Here is a 20,566-nt window from a genome sequence, read left to right on the forward strand (position 1 = left end):
AATAAAGGTTTTTCCTTCTTCATAAAAGCGAAGAAGGAAAAACAAAATGAAAAACTAAGAACAAGTAAGCCCCTTGGAGAAAACGTCAGTAATTAGGGGGTCAAACCGATCCCTCAAGAAAATGACGCAATTAATTTCATAGCGTACCAACTCACACTCATTCAGCCCAATTTTCTTATAAAATAAATGCCTGAAATAGGTTCAACTAAGGGATTCCCTCTCCTAGCTTCGTGGTTTCTCTCAAATCCGTCTCATCTACGCCAAAATCTGTAGAAACCAGTACCTCTAGTAATCTAAAACGTCTTCCGATTTACTTTTTTTCCAAATATAATTACAAAACAATTCATCCTACCAAACAAAAAAACACCAGCCTCCCCTCAAGGAAACCGGCTCAATATGAAGATATAAAGGGGAATAGTTCACTTACTTACCGCTGCACATGTTTATGTCTGATGAGGCAAATCTGGGGCATCTTGCGGGTGACCATTGGACTTTGAGACATTGCTTATAGGTTGGTTGGATTGCTGCTTATGGAATGAGATCTGGTTGAGGGTTATAAAGAATCAAGATGAGGTTTTTAAAACCGGGTTTGGATATTCGTATCCTTGTTCAAGGGCTGTAACCCGTTGAGATAAGTAGAAGTTTTCGACATTGACTCTTGCTACTTTTTTAATGAAGTCTTCCGTCATTTTTTCCAGTCGATCGACTCTTTGTTCAAGTTCTTGCAGTGTGGCCACAACTCCATCTCCCTTTAAAAATATTAAAACGGCAACTCGATTGGTTCCTTCTTGCTTGGTTCAGATACCGGGGACGCCTGCTTACTGTCCAGGAACCGGACGTTTTCAGCGACGACTTCTGTGATATAGGTGCGCTTTCCTTGATCATTTTCAAAGTAACGTGTCTGGATGCGTCCCGTCACCCCAACGACGGAACCCTTCCTGCAGTATTTCTCCGTATTATCCGCTGCACGGTTCCAAATCGTACAGAGTACAAAATCGGCATCGATTTGGCCTTGCTGGTTCTTATAAGGCCGGTTCACGGCGATCGTCACGCTAAGTACTGATTTTCCTTCCATCGTTTTTCTCGCTTCCGGGTCTTTCGTCAGCCTTCCCACCAGGGTCACTTGGTTGATCACTTTAGTTCGTTTCCTCCTTTCTGTTAAGGTGTAATCATCTTACATCCGAACTGCAACTCTTGTAAAATCGTGAATTTCCGAAATTCGAGACAAAAATGGCTTGAATTTCCGAAATTCGCCTAGGGAGATTTTCCCCTTTTTCATTAAAAACATGGTTAAAAACACAAAATTGCATCTTTCGTCATTTTTTTCACCGGCAATTGTATTAGGGAAAACAATTCGGCCTGTGATATAATTTGATAAAACCTTTAAATGGGAGATGTTCGTTCATGAAAACCTTTAAAGTGATTTCCCTTCAAGTATTGGAGGACGAGGAACTGCATGACTTTGAGCTTGTGGACGGTCTGATCATCAATAAAGAAGACGGTCAGAAAACATGGCTTGTCGAAACATATATGTCGAATGAATACATCGAATTTTTTCAAAAGGCCCAGCAAAGTAAAAACGATTTGGAAATCCAGGTCGTGATTTCCCATGCAGCCAATGATCCCGCTGCCTTCATGACTTCCATCCGTTGCATCAAGGAAATGGATGAACATATCAGCATCATGTTTGAAGGGAAATTGAAGAAACAACGGAATGAATATGCGGAGATCCTGCTTGATGACCTGGTGCAGAAAGGCTATTCCGGGGATGAGCTCGTTCGGGAGTTCCGTGAGAAGATGGTATCTAAGCCAAGGATTCCGGCAACGGCAAAGCCGAGCGTTTAATTATACGAAATTATGTAAACTTTATATAGAGCATGAATTAGCTGTTTGCTATAATTAATTTATCAGCGATTATACATTATTACATGAAGTTCTTAGGCAGGTGTGCTCAATGATTGGAGAAAGAGTAAAAAAATATCGAAAAGAAAAAAGAATGTCCATGACAGAATTGGCTGAAAAAGCAGGGATTGCCAAATCATATTTAAGTTCTATCGAGCGTAACCTTCAACAAAATCCATCCATTCAATTCCTTGAAAAGGTTTCAAGTGCTCTCGGAATTCCTTTGGATGCTTTACTTTATGACCAACCGGATGACCAAAATATTGACCATGAATGGCTCAAGATTGCTGAAGAAGCAATGGATTCGGGAATTACTAAAGAACAGTTCCGTGAATTTATCGAATTTAATAAGTGGAAATTAGACAATAAATAAAGTCTTGCGATTGATTCGCAAGACTTTATTTATATTAAATCACTTCGTACTTAGCCTTCATCTCTTCATTTTGTTGGTGGAGAAATTCCCTGATTTCCTTTTTAGAAATCCCCGCATTTAAAGCTTGTTTAATGAGTTCCATCCATTCTGGATCAAGTTCACGATTTGACATAAATTTCTCCTCCCAAAATACAATATGTATTCCAGGCAATCCAGCCGTCATAGTAATAAGTTAGCTCCAGAGCAATCTCTTGTGAAACGTTAACTTTTACCTTAGACCCGAGACTTTGCGTCCCCATTTTTCAATAGGTTTGCCTTTATCTGACATTTATGTTTTATATAACTAATTCCATTATAAATTATTTATTTTTAACATCTTGTTGTTTTTTGTCTTTTCTGACAATAATACTTTACCCTTAAATACTACAAATATACCTATTATTTTACATTTTTTTCAAAATTAAATCCCGGTTTTTTTGAATCTATCTGTTAATTAGAAAAAAATGTCGAATTTTAAGATGTTAGTTATTTTAATTTTTGTATTTTTCTAACTTTTTAATGGATGTTTCACTTTGAGTTATATTTTGAAATAATGTCGCTTTATAAAATTGGGATTCAGTCAAATTATTTCCGCAAGATGGGCATAGCCATTCACCATTCTCAGAACTACTAAACGATGGTCTCGTACAGCGGTTGCAAATTTTTTTGTACATTTCACTTATCTCCCTTTTGTTAAAAATTTACTATTTGTTCTTTTTATAGAACATTTTGATTAGTATATATTTCTATTTCCAAAGTCTAAAGTCCTTTAAAACCTTTAAATTTCTTTAAAATATATTGTTCAAGCTTATTTAATGGAAATTTCTTTAAATATCTTAGTATTTCGTTATTTATAAAAAACCAATTGTTCTATATAATGAAATTAAAACAAACAAAGGACTGAGATAATTGGTAGGTGATAAAATAAAAATTTTGCGGGAGAAAAGAGGGTTAACTATTATTGAACTTTCAACTAAATCAGGAATTTCCAAATCATACCTAAGTTCGATAGAAAGAGGGATACAAAAAAACCCAAGTATACAGGTACTCGAAAAAATTTCTGATGCACTTGGCATATCATCAAATCACTTACTTTGCTATAGGACTGGTATAGATGATGACTGGTTACAATTAGTGAAAATGGCTATTGAGGAAGGTCTGACCAAACAGGAATTTTTGGAATTCATTCAATTTACTCAATTTAAAAGGGTGAACAATATTGAAAGGACTCGTTTTAAAGATAATTAGTATTAGCCTACTGGTAAGTGGAAGTGCTTTACTAATTTATTCTTCTTATCTTTTGATTACTATTAATATGAACGAAGAAAAAGCATTATCAAAAGCACAGACGGTCATTTCTGAATTAGAAGAAAAGAATCAACTTCATTCTCCAGCTTCCCAGTATTCATTTAATCCAGGAGACATTATCGGTATTTTACAAATATCCAAGTTAAATAAGGAAATGCCAATTATTGAAGGGACGGACGAATCTGAATTAGAGCGTGGGGTAGGACATTACTCAACAACCAAACTCCCCAATCAACAAGACCGGATCTTCCTTGCCGGTCACCGTGATACAGTATTCAAAAAAATGGGGACACTTCAAAACGGAGACAAGTTAACAATAAAAATGAAGGCTGGTACACACACATATGAGATTTACGAAACACTTATCGTGAAAGAAACAGACCTCTCTGTGCTAAAGTCTACTGCTCCTCAAGAAGTTTTAACCCTTTCCACCTGTTATCCATTTGAATATCTTTCAAGCACCACAGAACGTTACATCATTAATGCCCGAAGAATAGAGTAAAGCGCAGAAGCTAAAATAGCCTCTGCGCTCTTCATTACTCGTCCTTATTATCCTTATCCTTCATATCAATATCATCTTCTACAGCATCTTCTTCAGGTGTGTTGTTATCCTTCGCTGCATCTTTATCGCCTTGCTTGTTCTTGTCTTCTGACTCAGGGTAGTTCTCTTCATTCATATCCCCGTTGTCGTTCATGTCGTTATTCTCATCCATGTTGTCGTTTTCTTCCACTGGCGCTTCGTCTTCCGGAGGAGGCTCCTGGTTGGCGTTACATCCTACAAGAAGGAAAGCGGCAAGTGCAGATCCACCAAGGACCGATAGTAACTTTTTGCTCATGATGCATGGCTCCTTTCGATGTTGGTTAATGTAAGACCGTTACGTTGGTCTTTTGTTAGCTTTCCCGGAAAAAGAATTAACTTGCATATAAATCATTTTTTCGAGTTAAAAAAACCGGGTTTGACGTGAAATCAATCACACCAAACCCGGTTTTCCATATGGGATCACTCTTGTTTATCACCAAGAGCGAACATCATCTCTAACTCACAGGCAACTTCACCATCAACGGTTGCCACACCTTTTCCTTTACCGATCGGTCCTTTAAAGCGAATCATCTCCACTTCAAGCCGGAGCTGATCCCCAGGCTTCACCTGACGCTTGAAACGGCATTTGTCGATACCTGTGAAGAACGCAAGACGTCCGCGGTTATCCTCCACCTTCAGCATCGCCACAGCCCCGACCTGAGCCAGTGCCTCAACGATCAACACACCTGGCATTACAGGGTAATCAGGAAAGTGACCATTGAAAAACTCCTCATTCGCCGTCACATTCTTGATCCCGATTGCCTTCTTGCCTTCTTCCACCTCTAAAATCCGATCCACCAGCAAAAACGGATAACGATGGGGAATAATCTCTTTAATCTCATTAATATCAAGCATGAATAACTCCTCCTACCAATATGTATGTACACCTTATTGTACAGAAACCAGGGTTGGAATAGCAACAGGATGGGAGGGACGGACCTCGAAAATCGGCTCGATTTCTCAAGGGAATCCTTTTATATCAACGTTTTTCATCTAAAAAGGATGCAAATTCGAGGTCCGTCCCTCCCCGCTCACAACTATATCCCCATCAAAAAAGAGGGACGGACCTCAAATCACAAGCTCCATCCGCAACGAAACCCTGTTATATCAGGGTTCACTGTCGTAAAAGCTAACGATTTCGAGGTCCGTCCCTCAAAATTATTTCTCCACTACTATATCAATAATATGCTGCCAGGTTTCTGCTTTGAAGACGTCGGCGGCGTTGCCGTTGCCGATGCCTGCGAAGCCGATGACGGCACCAAGTGCAAGGCTTCCTGCAAGAAGAAGGATGAACAGAAGGATTCTGAGCCAGATGGGAAGCATGCGAACACGCACCCAGCGTGATGGCTTGGTTTCGTCCTTTTGCTTTGCCATTTTTTCTGTTTTCACTGATTCTCTTGTCACTTTTTCTTGCAGTAGCTCTTTTTCACTCATAGCATTTAACTCCTTTTAGCGTATCCCATTTACAAGGCCCATCATTTGATCTGCAAGTGAGATCGATCGCGCCTGGAATTGATATGATCGTTGGACACTCAGCATGTCCGTCATTTCTTTGCTGATATCCACGTTCGAACCTTCTAATGAATTCTGAACCATGGAAATATCCGTTCGTGCTCCACCCGTGACGTTGGTCACGACTTCATCTTCCGTTACACCCAGTTGATCGAGGTTGTCTGCCAGACCTAACAGGTTTCCGCCATACTGCTGAAGAAATTGTGATTTCTCTACGGTTACAACGCCCAGGTTAAAGCGTTCTTCCCCGCCGGCACCTGTAACGGTCAGAACCCCGTTATCGCCTAGCTGAAAGGAAGAGGCATCCTCTGAAAATGTAATATAATTATCATTCTCATCCAGAACCGGCAACCCGCTTCCGTTCACGAGCATCATTTCCCCGTTCCCGACAGGACTCGCAGAGAATGCTCCGTCCCTCGTATAGCGCACGGCACTCGAGTACTCATCAGCCGCCAGCACCTTGAAGAACTGACGGTCGCTGGTCAAAGCAAAATCCAAAGAACGGCCTGTAGCTTTCAACGACCCTTGATTCAAGATCAGCTGTGCCTGTGAAAGCTTGGCACCGTTCCCTTCCCGGACTCCAAGAGGGGTGAGCCTGCCTGTTTCAAACTTGTCTACGCTCTGATTTTTCACCTGCCGCACAAGCATCTCGGAGAACGTTGCATCCCGGCGCTTGTACCCGTTTGTATCTGCGTTCGAAAGATTGTGTCCAATCATATCCATTTGTTTCTGCAATTGGCCTAATGTGTTGGTTGCTGTAATCATCGTCCGATTCATGACACGTTCTCCCCTATTATAAGGTATTCAGTGACGAAATTCATTTACAATACTTGCTATCCGTTGACCCGGCCGATTTCGTTGGCTGCCTTTTCCATACTCCGGTCATACGCCTGAAGCACTTTCTGATTGGCTTCAAATGCCCGGTACGCAGACATCATGTCGGTCATCGTACGGGAGGCATCGACATTGGAGCGCTCCAGATAGCCCTGCTTGGTGGCAAACGAAACATTGGTCTCTTCATAGGCATCAGGGAGAGTTGCGTTGCCTTCTGTGGCAAACAGCCCATCTCCCTGCTTGACCAGCAGGTTCGGGTTATCCGAGTATCCCACTCCCAGTTTAGCGACGGCATTCCCATCCACCACAATCTGACCGTTTTCACCAACCGTGAATTGATCGCTTTCCAGTTGAATCCGGTCACCATTTTCATCCAGCATATAAAAACCGCTGTTCGTCGTAAGAAAGCCGTTTCCGTTCACTGTCAGATTTCCGTTTCGCGTATAGCGTGGTGAGCCGTCCGGTCCTTCCACCGTCAGGAACACCGATCCACGGATCCCTGTTTCTTCGTCGACAGGCATGGAACCATCCAGAAGCGCCACATCCAAGCCGCGACCCGTTTCCTGAAGGTCACCCTGCACAAAGGAAGGAATCGTTTCCTGCATATACACACCTGTATTGAGTGTCCCCACTCGTTGATTAAAAGGAATCGACAGCTTTTTTTCAGTCGGGATCGATGTGGAATCTATCCGGTCCATCAGCATCTCAGGAAACGCCCGCATTGAAGCCTGGTCCGCTTTATAGCCCGGTGTGTTGGCATTCGACATATTGTTTGTCAGCATCTCGGTCTTCCGCTGCTGAGAAAGCATGCCGGATGCTACTGTATAAAATCCTCGAAACATCTACTTTCACCTCTTAACCGTTATATCGGATCGATGGCGCAGTGTTTTACCCGATTCTTCTTCTTGAAATCTTATCGATGTTCTCAAGCATCAATCCCGTTCCGATAGCTACGCAATCCATCGGGTTCTCCGCGATCAATACCGGTACCTTCAATTCTTCTGCAAGAAGAGTATCCATTCCGTGAAGAAGGGCTCCCCCTCCGGTTAAAATAACCCCGCGGTCAATGATGTCAGCTGACAATTCAGGCGGCGTCTTCTCAAGGACATTTTTCGCAGCCTGTACGATGACCGCCACAGACTCACGAAGAGCCCCTTCAATTTCCTTAGATGTCACGGTGATTGTACGTGGAAGTCCTGATACCATATCACGTCCGCGGATGCTCATTTCCCTGCGGTCTTCGTCAAGTGTTTCAGAGAATACCGTCCCGATATTCACCTTGATATCTTCAGCCGTACGCTCCCCGATCAGAAGCTTGTACTCTTTTTTAATATAATTCAGAATTTCGTGGTCAAATTTATCCCCGGCCATCTTGATGGACTGACTCGTCACGATGTCACCCATGGAAAGCACCGCTACGTCCGTTGTTCCTCCACCGATGTCCACGACCATGTTTCCAGTCGGATTGAAGATATCCATGCCGGCACCGATCGCCGCCACTTTAGGCTCTTCTTCAAGATAAATCTTCTTCCCGCCGCTCTTTTCAGCCGCTTCCCTGATTGCTTTCTGCTCAACGCTCGTGATGTTCGTAGGGCAGCAGATCAAGATGCGAGGCTTTGATAGGAATCCTTTTACATTCAGTTTATTGATAAAGTGCTTCAGCATCGCTTCCGTCACATCAAAGTCTGCGATGACTCCATCTTTCAACGGACGTGTCGCCACAATATTCCCGGGAGTACGTCCGACCATCCTTCGCGCTTCCTCACCAACAGCCAGCACCTTACCCGTATTCTTATCCAGTGCCACGACCGATGGCTCATTCAAGACAATCCCTTTTCCTTTAACATGAATCAATACATTAGCCGTACCAAGGTCAATCCCAATATCTTTCGCGAACATCTTGTGTTTCTCCCTTCTACTTTTACCATTTCAATATTGTATTTCATCTATGGTTTTCATCTTTATGTCATTACGCAAAAACGTTAAGGTAAAACTTTCACCTAATTAACTATTTTACCATAAATATGTCGAATGGCGATGTTCTTTGTCAAAAAAATGTATTGATATTGTTATTATTTTGGAAAAAGGTGGGTGTTTTAAAGGGGGATGTTACAGGAGTGTTAAGAAGTGATGGTCGTTGGGGACTTTTGGGTTCAGCTGCTGAAAATGTACGAAATTTTAACAGGTAAATTTTGTGGTGAAATCAGCTGTCAAAATCATCGGTATGCTAAAAATGTACATGGTACATTCAATGCCATTTGTACCTGGTACATCCACTACTATTTGTACCTGGTACAACCACACCAACAGCAACAATCAATCCCCCAAAACGCAAAAACACACCAAGCACAACCCATCATCTGGGGCTTGGCGTATTTTGGTTAGCTGTGGAGCTCTTCTTTTTTGTATTTTTGCTTGGTTGCCTCTCCACCTCGTAGATGCCGGATTGATTTATGGTAATCAAGTATGGTTTTGACTTCATTTGCGAGATCCGGATTGATTTCTGGCAGTCGTTCTGTTAAATCTTTATGGACAGTACTTTTGGACACGCCAAACTCCTTCGCAATTACACGAACAGTTTTTTTCGTCTCCACGATATACTTACCAATCTTGATTGTTCTCTCTTTGATGTAATCGTGCACACCACTCGACCTCCCTAAATTGGATGTGAGAAGTGTGAAATGAGACTCGTTTTCGGATCAATGAAATAGTACAGACCCCTTGCACATGGGCAAGCGGCAGAAAGCCTTATTTAGGACGGCAGCTTCCTGATGTTACAACGTATAAACAACTTATGCAGCTAATGACCAATGGTATAATGACGATTCCTCACCTCAAACACTCTCTGTTTTGATAGGTTTGTTTCATTTTATTAGCTTGTGCCCACATATATGCACAAAAAACACAATAAGGACAAGGTTTCGCTTGAATTTTCTGAAAAATAAGTGTGAGGGACGGACCTCCACATGGATAAGCCAAGGAAAATATCTGTCGTGGCGAACCGTTCAATATCATTCGACATCATTTGAATCGTTTCCCCTTCCCTCACTATTTCCTGAGAAATGAGTCGATGAATCTGAGAAAATGTCTGATTTTCTCTGAACACAGGGAAAAGCCGTACCGGGATTTCCCCACGGTGCGGCTTACATCCATCATGCTTTAAAGTCGACCTCGTCATCCACCCAGACTTCCCCGTCCTTAAAGGTCATCTGCTCGGGATATCGGAGATCCATTACTTCTTCCTGGATCTTCTGTGAAGGAGCTTTCGTCATGAGGGACACGACTATATTGGCAATGGCCGCTGATGCTGCCCCGAACACCCCTGCTCCTGTATCAATGATTCCGAACAGCGTCACGCCTGATCGCGCCAGGAAGATGTAGGTGAGGGTCACGGCGAGCCCCACGAGCATCCCTGCGATCACCCCTTGGGCATTGGAGCGCTTCCACCAGACTCCGAGTAAGAGGGCCGGGAAGAACGTCCCTGACGCCAGGGCGAAGGCCCAGGCGACGATTTGCGTAATGACCCCTGGAGGATTCAGTGCCACCACTCCGGCGAGGACAGTGGCCACTACGATCGACCAGCGTGCAACCGCCAGACGATTCCGCTCTGTCGCATTCGGCTTGAATACGCGGTAGTAAATATCATGTGCAAAAGAAGACGAAATGGCGATCATCAATCCGCCTGCCGTCGATAATGCGGCGGCCATGGCACCTGCTGCCACAAGCCCGATGACGAATACACCAAGGTTCGCGATCTCCGGTGTGGCCATGACGACGATATCATTCGAAATAATGATTTCCTTCCATTGAAGGATCCCGTCACCATTCGCATCGGCCACCTGCAGTTTACCCGTGTCGACCCATGAGGCCGTCCAGGCAGGGAGATCGCTGATTTTACTTCCCGCTACTTTTGTCATCAAAATAAACCGGGAGAACGCCGCATAAGCTGGCGCCGATAAATAAAGAAGCCCGATGAAAAGGAGTGCCCACGCACCTGACCAGCGCGCCGCCTTCATCGTGGACACCGTATAGAACCGGACGATGACATGGGGAAGTCCCGCTGTACCGGCCATCAGCGTGAACATGAGGGCCATGAACTGCCACTTCGTCCCGTTTGTAAAAGGAGCGAAGTATTCCGACACACCGAGCTCACGGTCGAGTTCCCCGATCTTCCCGACAAGCTCACCGTACGATATCCACGGGGCAGGGTTCCCGGTAATTTGCAGGGACATAAAGATGACCGGAATCAAGTACGCTATGATCAACACGATATACTGAGCCACCTGGGTCCACGTAATCCCCTTCATCCCCCCGAACGCAGCGTAAAAGGCAATGAGGACGACCCCGATCATCGTACCGACCTTGGCATCGATTTCGAATAGACGTCCGATGACCACACCCGATCCCGACAGCTGACCGATGGAATACGTAAAGCTGATGATGATCGTACAGATCGCGGCGATGACCCGGGCTGTGTGACTGTTATACCGGTCCCCGATGAATTCCGGCACCGTATACCGTCCATACTTCCTGAGCTGAGGGGCAAGCAGGAAGGTCAATAATAAATATCCCCCTGTCCAACCCATGATATAGGCAAGGCCGTCATAACCGAGGATCATGACAGTACCGGCCAGTCCAATGAATGATGCCGCACTCATCCAGTCTGCCCCGATCGCCATCCCGTTGAAAATCGGCGGCACCCCGCGACCGGCCACATAGAAGTCTGATGTGGCTTTCGCTTTGTTATAAACTGCTATTCCGATATATAACGCAAACGTCAACAGTATAATAGACGTCGATACGATAAACTGAGTATCCATTCATTCTTTCCCCCTAGTTCTTCTCTATTTGATTAATGATCCAGCGTTTTCCCATAGCTGATCTGCTCATTCCGGCTTTCATCCAGTCCATATTTCTTATCGATTCCGTCACTCACCTTTGCATTCACGTAAAGCAAAACAATGAAAATGACGATCGAACCTTGTGCGCCCATGAAATAATGGAACGGAAATCCGTTAATGGTAAAGGTGGAGAAGCTTTCGGCAAACAGCACGACACCAAAGGAGGAAAGGAGCCAGATGACTAAGTACAAGGCCATGTATCGATTTTTTTCTTTGAAATACTGATCGGCTTTCGCTCTATCAATCTTCTTCATGTACGTAACCCCTTTTCAAGCTCATTATTTTAAACTGAAAATAAATTTCACTGTTTCAAAAAACGGCACCGGGACAATGGCAATCTGCACAATAAAATAAATGAATAAAGACACGAAAGGTATGGTCAGAAAGAATGCCCGTTTCTTCCTCAGGGCAAGGATGATGCATCCTCCTGTGATGAGTAAAAATAGCATGAAGTAGATCAACGTTTCACCTCCTGTTTTATAAAGACTTAATTTTCTGAAATTTTATTCATGCCATCATTATCTTTACTGGAAAAAGCCTGGTCAATAAAGAAAAAACGACAATCGTACGACATAGGTTCATCATTCATTTTTCTGAGATAAGGATATTTCAAAAAATATATGCATTGAATAAGAGAATGTAAGTGGAAATGTTTTTCCAGTAAACCTTCCTCTCTGTCGAATTTCCAAGGAAATTTTTTTGGACAAGCAAAAAGGCTGACCGGTCATTCGGTCAGCCTTCATTTATATGTGTTACTCTTCGTCTTTTACGTCAGCGCTGTCTTTGCTTTCTTGTTTCGGCTTGGCCTGATCCTGTTTTTCTTCAGTTGACTTGTTTTCTTCAGCTGCGTCTTTTTCTTCAGTAGCTTTGTCCTCAGTAGCTTTGTTTTCGCTAGCTTGGTCTTCTACGGCATTTTCTTCTGCAGCTGCAGCATCCGGCTGTTCACCTGAAACTTTCTTGTCTTCAAGCTGTGCTTCTTGAAGTGTGGCAAGAGACTTATTGAAGTATTCCATTGGATTCACGGCTACATCCGCTTTACGAATTTCAAAGTGTACGTGAACGCCGGCTTCTTCATTGAATAAGCTCTTTCCTGCTTTCGCAATGGCTTGTCCTTGATCGACTACATCTCCAACAGCGACTTCAAAATCTTTCACTGATTGATAGCGAGTCACGATGCCTTTGCTGTGCTCGATTTCAATCGTGTTACCAAGTAAGGAATCTTCCTGAACCTTTGTGACTGTACCGCTCATGGCAGCCAGAACATCGAATTCTTTTCCATCTTTGGAGATGTCGACTCCTTGGTTCGGGTAGTACATGTTTCCATACACGACTAGGGCAGCTTCCTGTTCTTCAGCTGAAGCTTCAGTGTCGTAGAATTGTTTTTCGATCACTGTATCTTCAGGGCTTGAAACAGGCATTACAAAGTTTTCCAATGAACGATTGACTTCTTCTGCAGGCTGGTTGAACTCATTGTCAGTAGGAACTCCATCATAGCTGTAATCCTTGGCTTTCTCGTTTACATCATTTCCTGCCTGGTACCACAGAATCCCCGTGATAATGATTGCTGCACTTGCTAAATAGATTGCTGGGTATGCCCAACGTCTTTTCAAAAAGTTTTGAGAAGGTTGTTTCTTTTCTTCCTCTCTCATTTTCATCACCTCAGCAATCATTCTGAACAGAATTCTGAAAATATATACACATCCGGAAAAAAATTTTAATTTCTTATGTTTCGACAAAGTGGGGAGGATTATGTATGGTTGTTGAATTTTTCTCGAAAAAAATGTGGCAAACTTCGAAACTATGGAATGATGATAAGGAAATTTCGGTCCCCCGTGGTACAATACTATAAACTGAAAGGACGGGACCTATATGAAGAAGTTACTTAAATATGTACTCACGGCTGCGCCTTTCCTATATATGATTGTGATCTGGATCATGTCGAGCAATCCGGATGATGCTGTGCTGCGGTTACCTGATGATGGGGTGGACCGGTTCGTCAAGGAGTCCCTCCACTTGGTTGAGTTCGGGATTTTATATGGATGGTTTGTTCTTGCGCTCCTCGCCCACGGACGTCTGCGGTTCACATTGAACTTCACGGTTGCACTGCTAGCCATCTTTTATGGATTTGTAGATGAAATCCATCAGTCCTTCGTTCCGTACCGGTCTTCCACGATGATTGATGCCGCCAAGGATCTGATCGGGGTCACGGTTCTGTTCTGGATCGTGAACCGGACGTATTTCCGGAATCCGGATCACAGGTTGACGAAGGCGATGAAGAGGTTTGAAGCTTATGTAAAAAAGGATTGAGTACGGTCACCATGACCATACCCAATCCTTTTTCTTATCTTTGTGCCGTCACCTTCTGCAGGAGTTTGCTGGATTCTGTTATTTTGACGTCTTTATAGTAATGGGTCACAATATCTTTATAATTCTTGCCTTCCTTCGCCATCCCGTTTGCCCCATACTGACTCATCCCGACTCCATGGCCGAATCCTTTCGTGGCAATGACGATGTGGTCGTCCTTCAAGTACCAGGTGAAGTCCGACGACCTGAGGCCCAATTTATCCCTGATCTCCCGCCCGGTGAATTCCTTCCCGTTGATTTCCACTTTCGCCACCCTCTTGCCTTCGGTCCTTGATGTGATCGTTCCAACCGACCCGTCCTTAGGCAGAGTGACACCGAGCTTTTGTTTGAATTCATTAATCGGGATGATCTTTTGATCTTCAAATTTAGGGGATGCTTTATCCCATGGACTCTCCACACTCCGTAAATACGGGATATCATCTGTCCAATACGCCTCTGAGTTTTCCGTATAGCCGTTGCTTGTCGAGAAGAAGGCGGCCGTAATCGGCTTATCATCATATGTGAGCACTTTCCCCTTGGTTTCAAGGACCGCTTCTGATATCTTCTGGATTTTCCAGTCATAGTCCGAGCCCCATAGGGTGGCCAGTTCCTTTTGGTTTTTATACACCTGATGGGCTACCGTATCCGTCACATCGGCTCCCTTCGGCACAGAAGGATCATCTGACATAAGCTGATTCACCATATAGGTCCTTGCCGCAAGGGCCTGTGCCTTCAACGCTTCCTTTTCAAAATCCGCCGGCATTTCACCCGCCACCACTCCTACCACATACTGCTCAAGGGGGAGCTTCTCGATGAGATCCTGACTGGATCGATACACCGCCACCTCGACTGAGTCTGCCAATTCTTCGACGGATGGCTGATTTTTCAGCTTTTCGTCCAGGTTTGCCGTGTCCTTGTCTGATGAAAATGGGAGTACCAGCAGAGTGGGTACAATAAAGATGATGCTGATAAAGATTGAGAAGATGATCACTACGGGTTTCAACTGCTTCATGTTCGCGGCCTCCAATGAAAGATTAAATAGGAGAATGTCCTAGCACACTTCTCCACTCTCTTTCATATGTATGGTAGTGGACAAGCAATTATGATTGTGAATTGGGAGAGTTTGAGGATAGGGAATGATAGGGTGCAGGGGATGGGGTTTTTGAAATTAAACACTTCCATAGCATCGGATTCTCCACTATTCCCGCCAAGACTATACGGGAATCCAGCCGTTTTCTTTGAAAATTGAGCCGTTCCACCGTATAATCCGGCCACTTTCATGAAAAATCCGGCCGATTCCAACCAAAATCTAGCCGAAATCAACATAAATCCAGCCGAATAACTTTTTTTACCAACTAACATCACACACAACAGGCCACATGCCATTCACCAGACCCACACACATCCCCACCCCCAAAAAACACCAAACAAAAAAGGCAAGCCCTCCAAAAAGAGCTCACCTTTTTCACTATCTATTTACGCATCCTTAATCATGTCTTGCTGCTCAGAAACAGGTGTTTCTTCGACTTCCTTCACACGCTCGATATCGGCTCCTAGGCCTGCAAGCTTTTGATGGAAGTTCACATATCCACGATCTAAATGCTTAAGTTCTGTTACGCGGGTATAACCGTCTGCCACTAGACCAGCGATGGAAAGTGCTGCTGCAGCACGAAGATCCGTTGCAGCCACTTCTGCCCCTTGAAGAGGTGTTGGTCCGTTCATGATGACAGAGCGTCCTTCGATCTTGATGTCTGCTCCCATGCGACGGAATTCTTCTGCATGCATGAAACGATTTTCAAATACAGTTTCCGTGATGACGCTGGTACCGTCAGCTGCCAGAAGCAATGCCATCATTTGGGATTGCATATCTGTCGGGAAACCTGGATGAGGCATCGTCTTGATATCGACGGATTTCAGTTTCTCCGGCCCGATGACACGAAGACCTTCTTCTTCATCGATGATCGTAACGCCCATCTCTTCCATCTTCGCCACTAATGAAGATAAATGTTCAGGAATCGCACCTTTTATAAGGACATCACCTTGAGTGATCGCAGCAGCTACCATGAAGGTTCCCGCTTCGATACGGTCAGGGATGATGCTGTGCTCGACACCGTAAAGACGGTCTACACCCTCGATACGGATCGTGCCGGTTCCTGCACCTACCACGCTTCCTCCCATTTTGTTCAGGAAGTTGGCTAAGTCTACGATTTCAGGCTCTTTTGCCACGTTCTCTAAGATGGTCGTTCCTTCTGCAAGAACGGCTGCCATCATGATGTTTTCTGTTGCCCCAACGCTTGGGAAGTCAAGATACACCTTGGCACCCTTCAATCTTCCATCTACTTCAGCTTCGATGAAACCATTTCCTACCTTCACTTTGGCTCCCATTGCTTCGAAGCCCTTTAAGTGTTGGTCAATCGGTCGTGATCCAATCGCACAGCCACCAGGAAGAGCGACACGCGCTTTACCCGTACGGCCTAAGAGTGAACCCATTACAAGAACGGATGCACGCATTTTACGCACATATTCGAACGGTGCTTCTACAAACAACTCTCTTGATGCATTCACGATGACTTCACCATTGTTAAACTCTACATCTGTATTTAAATGACGTAATACTTCATTAATCGTATATACATCGGAGAGTGGTGGTACATTTTTAATGACACTTTTTCCTTCACTTGCTAATAATGTAGCAGCGATGACTGGTAAAACGGCATTCTTTGCTCCTTCAACTTGCACTGTACCGCTTAAACGCTGACCGCCGCGGACGATAATTTTTTCCAAGAGTATTCCCCTCCGCGTCCAATTTCTCTATATTAATATTCAATAATTAGGATGGGTGTGCCAATGACAAAGGTTGTCTTAGCGCCCATTCCGCTTTTCCGTAGACCTAGTTGTATATTCATATCATCATTTTTTGTTGGTATAGTCCGTGACATTTGTTCCGAGTAAGCTGAAATGGAATAAAAGTCTTCTTCTTTAAGTGATTCCAGTTCTTTTGCGTCTAATTTCGACATTAGTTCGACAGCCTGATTCGACAAAACTTTCTCAAGCTTATCATTGAATTCGCCTTTTATACAAGAGAAAATCATAGGTTTAGAAGTGAAAATGATTTCCATATTTGGGATAAATTCCGACTTGATATACTGCTTCGTCTTTTCTCCCAATGCTTTCTGATTTCCGCGCATTTCATACATAATGTACGAAACCGAATGCCCGTTTGTGGGGGTATGCTGCAGTTTAATGGTTTCTTCCCCGTGAGACGTCTGACGTTGTCCCACAACCACTACTCCTTCAGCCGATTTTACTGTTTCCCAGTCAAAATCAGAAAATGTTTCCTGCATAGTAGTACTATATTTGGCAAACCCTTTATTCGTGAAGCTTTTTTTGTTTTCTCTTGCATATAGAGACCATTCAGTTATCTGACCTTGAGAATGAACAATGGCTTGATCAAGCTTTTCAATGTCTAATAAGTGTTTGGCTACGATAGTGTTGTTCCCATTAATGACAGGAAGAAAACCTAATCCAACCAAAAAGATTAAAATAATGTAAAAATACCGACTCATTTTTCATTCCTCCCCTTACCTAAAAGTCTGTCCGAATAGGGGGAGAACATACTTGAAAATTGTCGTCATCTTTTTACAATTATTGAGGCTTTCAAGCGAGTCTTGTGAAAAGGGTTTCACTTTGAAACTTTTTCACAAAGGACGAACACAAAATTAATCTTACTCAAAACAGTGTCCCTTGAAAACATGCAGGAAGACCTATTTTTTGTCAGAATCTCTATTTATTCAAAGAAAACCGGCAAGCTCTGAGACCATAGGTAATAATCCAGTAAAAAACGGCTGACGGCTGACCCGATTGCGACCGTTAGTAGGACATACAATAGTCTCCCTTGTGCGACCCGATTCTTCTTCAGGAGCTTGTCCAGCTGAATGGCTTGCAAAGCCCAAAACGTGATCCCGAATACAAATAAATGCACAAGCATGCTGACAAGTGCCTGTTGACCAAAGCTTTCCACCACTCTTCTCACTCCCTCAAACAACCAAATTCGACACACATAGACCATTTTAGCACATTATTCAGTAATTACCTATGTATTTTTCAAAATTTTTGAAGAGGTCCGTCCCTCCACAAAACCACCCATTACAGAGGATTGTAATGGGTGGTTTTGTTTTTTTGGGGGGGTATTTCACGGGGGCACGTTGTGTTTTGTGGAGGTGATGGTGGGGATTATTTCACTTCATCTGTTCTATTTCTTTTTCTTTTTCTTTTTGCCTTTCTGGCCTTGTTCCATGCATTCGTAGTAGTATCCTTCACAGCCGCATTTTGCCTGTTTGCCCTGGCCCTTTTGTTTATCCTTGCCGCCTTTGGCATCGGGCTTGCCCATATCACCGATCATCCACTGATATTCGCCATAGTTTTTGCACTCCTGCTGCCCTTTTCCTTGCCCTTTTTTCGAACTCATTTTCCCATCCTCCTTTTGTCCTTTCCTACAGTCTACGTTCCCGGTCCCTCTTCCGTTTGGGTTGTCCCCGCCTAAATCAGTGCCTATTTTTTCATAAAGTTTTTTCTCAAAAAAAATACATAGGAACTATCAATGCTCTGTCTATGTGTGAGTGCGATAGATGGTGATGGGAACGGCTTCGCTTTCCGGCGGACGAACGGCCAAGCCTCCTCAGCTTCGCTTCCGGGGTCTTGGCACGCCCGTTTTTCCGCAGGAGTCTACGCCGTTCCCCTCACCATCTTGAAGAGATATCATGACAGAGCTTACTAGTGAAAAAACAAAATAATGTAGGATCTTACTATTACCTTCATTGCTAATGGTGAAAAGTGATGTTTTCTAGTCAGACGCGTATGGAAGTTTATTAATCCTCTATACCCAGAAAGTTGATTGAAGCGGAAGGTGCTCGACTCCTGCGGGAAATGCGGGAAAGGACGAAATGCGGAGGCGGTTTGTTCAGGTCCGACAAGCATAAGGCGAATCAAACGGAAAGGCGTTCTTTACCTTTTTGGTTGATTTGACTTATGACCTCGAGGGGCTAGCCGCCGTAGCTGGATCTTGAGACCCCGCAGGCGCAGCCGAGGAGGCTCGACTCACGCCCCGCGGAAAGCGAGCACCTGCAGCGGAAATCAACCAACCACTTCCTCATAATAGCAATAAAGCTTCCTCCTACCCTCTATCCCCCCGCCCATTTTGCCTCCAATTGCAACTAGTCCACCAAAAAGGGCGTCTGTAATAGTACGTCGTCACGGCATGACACATATACATAAAGTGAAAATGTTTATATACAACTGGAGGGAACAGGTATGAATAAAGAATTAATGTCTTCGCTAGTCGGGAAGATTGTCAAGGTGAATCGCGGCGGTCCTGAATCGCGTACCGGAAAGCTTCTATATGGAGGGGACGATCATTTTGCCCTTTTGACAGAAAAAGATGGTGTGATTTACTACAATACATCCCATGTGAAAAGCATTTCCCAGAACATTAAATCAGGTCTGCCATTTAATGTAGAGGAACTGTCCGAAGAAGGTATGGAGTTTATGAAGGAAGACACGTTTGGAGCTTTACTCACAAGCATGAAGTATCAATGGGTGAGCATTAACCGCGGTGGTCCCGAGAAGCTTGAGGGAATTCTTGAGAATTCGAATGATGAGTTCGTCACGCTTGTATTGAACGAAGAGGTTGTCCGCCTGGCTGCATTCCATGTGAAAAGCATCAGCTACGGTGTGAAAGCCAAAAAAGCAGAGAAAACGGAAGAAGAGAAGTAATTTTCTCTATAAGGAAAGGAGAATAATTGAATGAGTAATTTCAACGATTCATTAAAAGGGTTAACAGGTTATCAGATCAATATTGTTCTAAATGACGGTACAAAGCTGTCAGGTCAATTAGCGGAGGTCAGTACGGACTATCTGACCGTCTACTCCAGTCAAAACGAAACGCTGTATTACCCGATTACACAAATCCAGGCAGTTACAAAGAATTCCAAGTATGTGGAAGCGTTGCCTGTAATGGATGATCACCTGAAGGGTGAAAAAATGTCCGATGTATTGTCCCAAAGCTTACTCAGCTGGGTGACGATTAATGGATCCGGCAAAGCTTCCTACTCAGGGATCCTTTCAGCCGTGGAAGAAGATCATATCGTGTTGACCCAGGGGAAAGACCGGGTGTACCTGCAGCATGCTTCCGTTCTGAACATTTATGACGGAACAAAGAAAACGACATCGGATAATCAGGAAAGCTCATCCAGTAAAGATAGTTCCTCACAGAAACAGGATTCTTCAAAGAATCAGGAATCGTCCAACAAGAGCAGCTCAAACCAAAAATCATCCCAGCAAAGTTCCAAAAATCAATTTTCCACTAAATCCTCCTCTAAAAACACAAATAAAAAACAACAGCCTGCTTTCTATTACGATGAACTTGAAGGGGCAAAATCCTCTTCCTCCAAACAATCAACCTCCAAGTAAAGACGGCAGAATCCTGAATAAAAGTTGGTCATAACGAATGAACAGGCTTATGATATGCATGAAAAATCTCAGCATCCTCCATGATTGACAGGTTGCAGTTTGAGAAGATGCTGGGATGATTCATAAAGGATTTGAAAGGAGGAATGATCATGTTCTTGATCATCTATTTTGTACTTTTAGGAAGTATCTTTCATCTACTGTTTATTAAACCCGCTTTTTCAAAGGTGGACAAACATCCACTTCTTGAACATTTAGATGCTTCGCCTTCTTCCATTATAAAAGAGGCGAAATCACATGCCCGATAAT

At 43.8% G+C, this 20,566-nt stretch carries 28 protein-coding genes and 1 riboswitch; of the genes, 9 read left to right on the forward strand and 19 right to left on the reverse strand.

Annotated elements, in window-relative coordinates; all coding sequences use genetic code 11:
* Positions 1 to 563: 563 nt before the first annotated feature.
* The gene (locus V8G47_RS18895; RefSeq protein WP_336201440.1) at positions 564 to 737 is read right to left on the reverse strand and encodes a hypothetical protein; all 174 of its coding nucleotides are present in this window, start codon (positions 735 to 737) and stop codon (positions 564 to 566) included.
* Positions 738 to 760: 23 nt separating this feature from the next.
* A complete protein-coding gene (locus V8G47_RS18900) occupies positions 761 to 1,135 on the reverse strand; it encodes a single-stranded DNA-binding protein (RefSeq protein WP_336201441.1) in 375 nt (124 codons plus the stop codon).
* Positions 1,136 to 1,404: 269 nt separating this feature from the next.
* Here V8G47_RS18900 and V8G47_RS18905 point away from each other — a divergent pair, with 269 nt between their 5' ends.
* Positions 1,405 to 1,845, forward strand: coding sequence for a YwpF-like family protein (locus V8G47_RS18905; protein ID WP_336201442.1), 441 nt, complete (start codon positions 1,405 to 1,407; stop codon positions 1,843 to 1,845).
* 109 nt (positions 1,846 to 1,954) lie between these two features.
* Positions 1,955 to 2,275 (forward strand): helix-turn-helix domain-containing protein, encoded by a 321-nt coding sequence (locus V8G47_RS18910; protein ID WP_336201443.1) that lies wholly within the window; start codon positions 1,955 to 1,957, stop codon positions 2,273 to 2,275.
* 34 nt (positions 2,276 to 2,309) lie between these two features.
* Here V8G47_RS18910 and V8G47_RS18915 read toward each other — a convergent pair whose 3' ends face one another.
* Complete coding sequence (locus V8G47_RS18915) at positions 2,310 to 2,447, reverse strand: anti-repressor SinI family protein (protein WP_336201444.1); 138 nt, start codon at positions 2,445 to 2,447, stop codon at positions 2,310 to 2,312.
* Between the two features lie 31 nt (positions 2,448 to 2,478).
* A riboswitch (cyclic di-GMP riboswitch) is annotated at positions 2,479 to 2,601 on the reverse strand.
* 622 nt (positions 2,602 to 3,223) lie between these two features.
* Between V8G47_RS18915 and V8G47_RS18920 the strand changes: the two genes are divergently transcribed.
* A complete protein-coding gene (locus tag V8G47_RS18920; RefSeq protein WP_336201445.1) occupies positions 3,224 to 3,562 on the forward strand; it encodes a helix-turn-helix domain-containing protein in 339 nt (112 codons plus the stop codon).
* The gene (locus V8G47_RS18925; RefSeq protein ID WP_336201446.1) at positions 3,534 to 4,124 is read left to right on the forward strand and encodes a class D sortase; all 591 of its coding nucleotides are present in this window, start codon (positions 3,534 to 3,536) and stop codon (positions 4,122 to 4,124) included. Before V8G47_RS18920 ends, V8G47_RS18925 begins: the two co-directional genes overlap by 29 nt.
* A 34-nt stretch (positions 4,125 to 4,158) precedes the next feature.
* Here the strand turns inward: V8G47_RS18925 and V8G47_RS18930 are convergent, their stop codons facing one another.
* From V8G47_RS18930 to V8G47_RS18955, 6 genes are all read right to left on the reverse strand, one after another.
* Positions 4,159 to 4,458, reverse strand: a complete 300-nt coding sequence (locus V8G47_RS18930; RefSeq protein ID WP_034765207.1) for a hypothetical protein — start codon at positions 4,456 to 4,458, stop codon at positions 4,159 to 4,161.
* Positions 4,459 to 4,622: 164 nt separating this feature from the next.
* Positions 4,623 to 5,057: a 3-hydroxyacyl-ACP dehydratase FabZ gene (gene fabZ, locus V8G47_RS18935; protein ID WP_060672841.1), complete on the reverse strand. Its 435-nt coding sequence runs from the start codon at positions 5,055 to 5,057 to the stop codon at positions 4,623 to 4,625.
* Positions 5,058 to 5,360: 303 nt separating this feature from the next.
* Positions 5,361 to 5,636 carry a DNA-directed RNA polymerase subunit beta gene (locus tag V8G47_RS18940; RefSeq protein ID WP_336201447.1) on the reverse strand — a complete coding sequence of 92 codons (276 nt, stop codon included), beginning with the start codon at positions 5,634 to 5,636 and terminating at the stop codon, positions 5,361 to 5,363.
* 15 nt (positions 5,637 to 5,651) lie between these two features.
* Positions 5,652 to 6,491 (reverse strand): flagellar hook-basal body protein, encoded by an 840-nt coding sequence (locus V8G47_RS18945; protein WP_336201448.1) that lies wholly within the window; start codon positions 6,489 to 6,491, stop codon positions 5,652 to 5,654.
* Between the two features lie 56 nt (positions 6,492 to 6,547).
* Complete coding sequence (locus tag V8G47_RS18950) at positions 6,548 to 7,390, reverse strand: flagellar hook-basal body protein (RefSeq protein ID WP_336201449.1); 843 nt, start codon at positions 7,388 to 7,390, stop codon at positions 6,548 to 6,550.
* Positions 7,391 to 7,436: 46 nt separating this feature from the next.
* A complete protein-coding gene (locus V8G47_RS18955) occupies positions 7,437 to 8,447 on the reverse strand; it encodes a rod shape-determining protein (RefSeq protein WP_261749309.1) in 1,011 nt (336 codons plus the stop codon).
* A 228-nt stretch (positions 8,448 to 8,675) separates the two neighbouring features.
* Here V8G47_RS18955 and V8G47_RS18960 point away from each other — a divergent pair, with 228 nt between their 5' ends.
* On the forward strand, positions 8,676 to 8,933 hold the full coding sequence (locus V8G47_RS18960; protein ID WP_336201450.1) for a hypothetical protein: 258 nt from the start codon (positions 8,676 to 8,678) through the stop codon (positions 8,931 to 8,933).
* On the opposite strand, the gene spoIIID is transcribed toward V8G47_RS18960, so the two are convergent.
* The 5 genes from spoIIID to V8G47_RS18985 all read right to left on the reverse strand — a co-directional run bounded on the left by spoIIID (position 8,930) and on the right by V8G47_RS18985 (position 13,098).
* Complete coding sequence (spoIIID, locus tag V8G47_RS18965) at positions 8,930 to 9,190, reverse strand: sporulation transcriptional regulator SpoIIID (protein ID WP_034765200.1); 261 nt, start codon at positions 9,188 to 9,190, stop codon at positions 8,930 to 8,932. The genes V8G47_RS18960 and spoIIID overlap by 4 nt on opposite strands.
* Before the next feature lie 510 nt (positions 9,191 to 9,700).
* Positions 9,701 to 11,368: a sodium:solute symporter family protein gene (locus V8G47_RS18970; protein WP_061808922.1), complete on the reverse strand. Its 1,668-nt coding sequence runs from the start codon at positions 11,366 to 11,368 to the stop codon at positions 9,701 to 9,703.
* 32 nt (positions 11,369 to 11,400) lie between these two features.
* Positions 11,401 to 11,703 carry a DUF4212 domain-containing protein gene (locus V8G47_RS18975; protein WP_336201451.1) on the reverse strand — a complete coding sequence of 101 codons (303 nt, stop codon included), beginning with the start codon at positions 11,701 to 11,703 and terminating at the stop codon, positions 11,401 to 11,403.
* 24 nt (positions 11,704 to 11,727) lie between these two features.
* The gene (locus V8G47_RS18980; protein ID WP_061808920.1) at positions 11,728 to 11,910 is read right to left on the reverse strand and encodes a hypothetical protein; all 183 of its coding nucleotides are present in this window, start codon (positions 11,908 to 11,910) and stop codon (positions 11,728 to 11,730) included.
* A 291-nt stretch (positions 11,911 to 12,201) separates the two neighbouring features.
* On the reverse strand, positions 12,202 to 13,098 hold the full coding sequence (locus V8G47_RS18985; protein ID WP_336201453.1) for a M23 family metallopeptidase: 897 nt from the start codon (positions 13,096 to 13,098) through the stop codon (positions 12,202 to 12,204).
* 220 nt (positions 13,099 to 13,318) lie between these two features.
* On the opposite strand from V8G47_RS18985, the gene V8G47_RS18990 reads away from it, so the two are divergent.
* Entirely contained in the window at positions 13,319 to 13,756 is a 438-nt protein-coding gene (locus V8G47_RS18990; protein WP_336201454.1) for a VanZ family protein, read from the forward strand.
* A 34-nt stretch (positions 13,757 to 13,790) separates the two neighbouring features.
* On the opposite strand, the gene spoIID is transcribed toward V8G47_RS18990, so the two are convergent.
* The 5 genes from spoIID to V8G47_RS19015 all read right to left on the reverse strand — a co-directional run bounded on the left by spoIID (position 13,791) and on the right by V8G47_RS19015 (position 18,260).
* A complete protein-coding gene (spoIID, locus tag V8G47_RS18995; RefSeq protein ID WP_336201455.1) occupies positions 13,791 to 14,804 on the reverse strand; it encodes a stage II sporulation protein D in 1,014 nt (337 codons plus the stop codon).
* A 464-nt stretch (positions 14,805 to 15,268) separates the two neighbouring features.
* Entirely contained in the window at positions 15,269 to 16,576 is a 1,308-nt protein-coding gene (murA, locus tag V8G47_RS19000) for a UDP-N-acetylglucosamine 1-carboxyvinyltransferase (protein WP_336201456.1), read from the reverse strand.
* 32 nt (positions 16,577 to 16,608) lie between these two features.
* Positions 16,609 to 17,358, reverse strand: a complete 750-nt coding sequence (locus tag V8G47_RS19005; RefSeq protein WP_336201457.1) for a YwmB family TATA-box binding protein — start codon at positions 17,356 to 17,358, stop codon at positions 16,609 to 16,611.
* Positions 17,359 to 17,579: 221 nt separating this feature from the next.
* Positions 17,580 to 17,816 carry a DUF1146 family protein gene (locus V8G47_RS19010; protein ID WP_034765174.1) on the reverse strand — a complete coding sequence of 79 codons (237 nt, stop codon included), beginning with the start codon at positions 17,814 to 17,816 and terminating at the stop codon, positions 17,580 to 17,582.
* Between the two features lie 228 nt (positions 17,817 to 18,044).
* Positions 18,045 to 18,260, reverse strand: coding sequence for a hypothetical protein (locus tag V8G47_RS19015; protein WP_336201458.1), 216 nt, complete (start codon positions 18,258 to 18,260; stop codon positions 18,045 to 18,047).
* An 842-nt stretch (positions 18,261 to 19,102) separates the two neighbouring features.
* On the opposite strand from V8G47_RS19015, the gene V8G47_RS19020 reads away from it, so the two are divergent.
* From V8G47_RS19020 to V8G47_RS19030, 3 genes are all read left to right on the forward strand, one after another.
* Positions 19,103 to 19,564, forward strand: coding sequence for a hypothetical protein (locus tag V8G47_RS19020; protein WP_336201459.1), 462 nt, complete (start codon positions 19,103 to 19,105; stop codon positions 19,562 to 19,564).
* A gap of 30 nt (positions 19,565 to 19,594) precedes the next feature.
* The gene (locus V8G47_RS19025) at positions 19,595 to 20,260 is read left to right on the forward strand and encodes a hypothetical protein (protein ID WP_336201460.1); all 666 of its coding nucleotides are present in this window, start codon (positions 19,595 to 19,597) and stop codon (positions 20,258 to 20,260) included.
* Between the two features lie 149 nt (positions 20,261 to 20,409).
* On the forward strand, positions 20,410 to 20,565 hold the full coding sequence (locus V8G47_RS19030) for a hypothetical protein (RefSeq protein ID WP_336201461.1): 156 nt from the start codon (positions 20,410 to 20,412) through the stop codon (positions 20,563 to 20,565).
* The last annotated feature ends 1 nt before the right edge of the window (position 20,566 follow it).

Source organism: Rossellomorea sp. LJF3, assembly GCF_037046045.1.
Taxonomy (GTDB): Bacteria; Bacillota; Bacilli; order Bacillales; family Bacillaceae_B; genus Rossellomorea.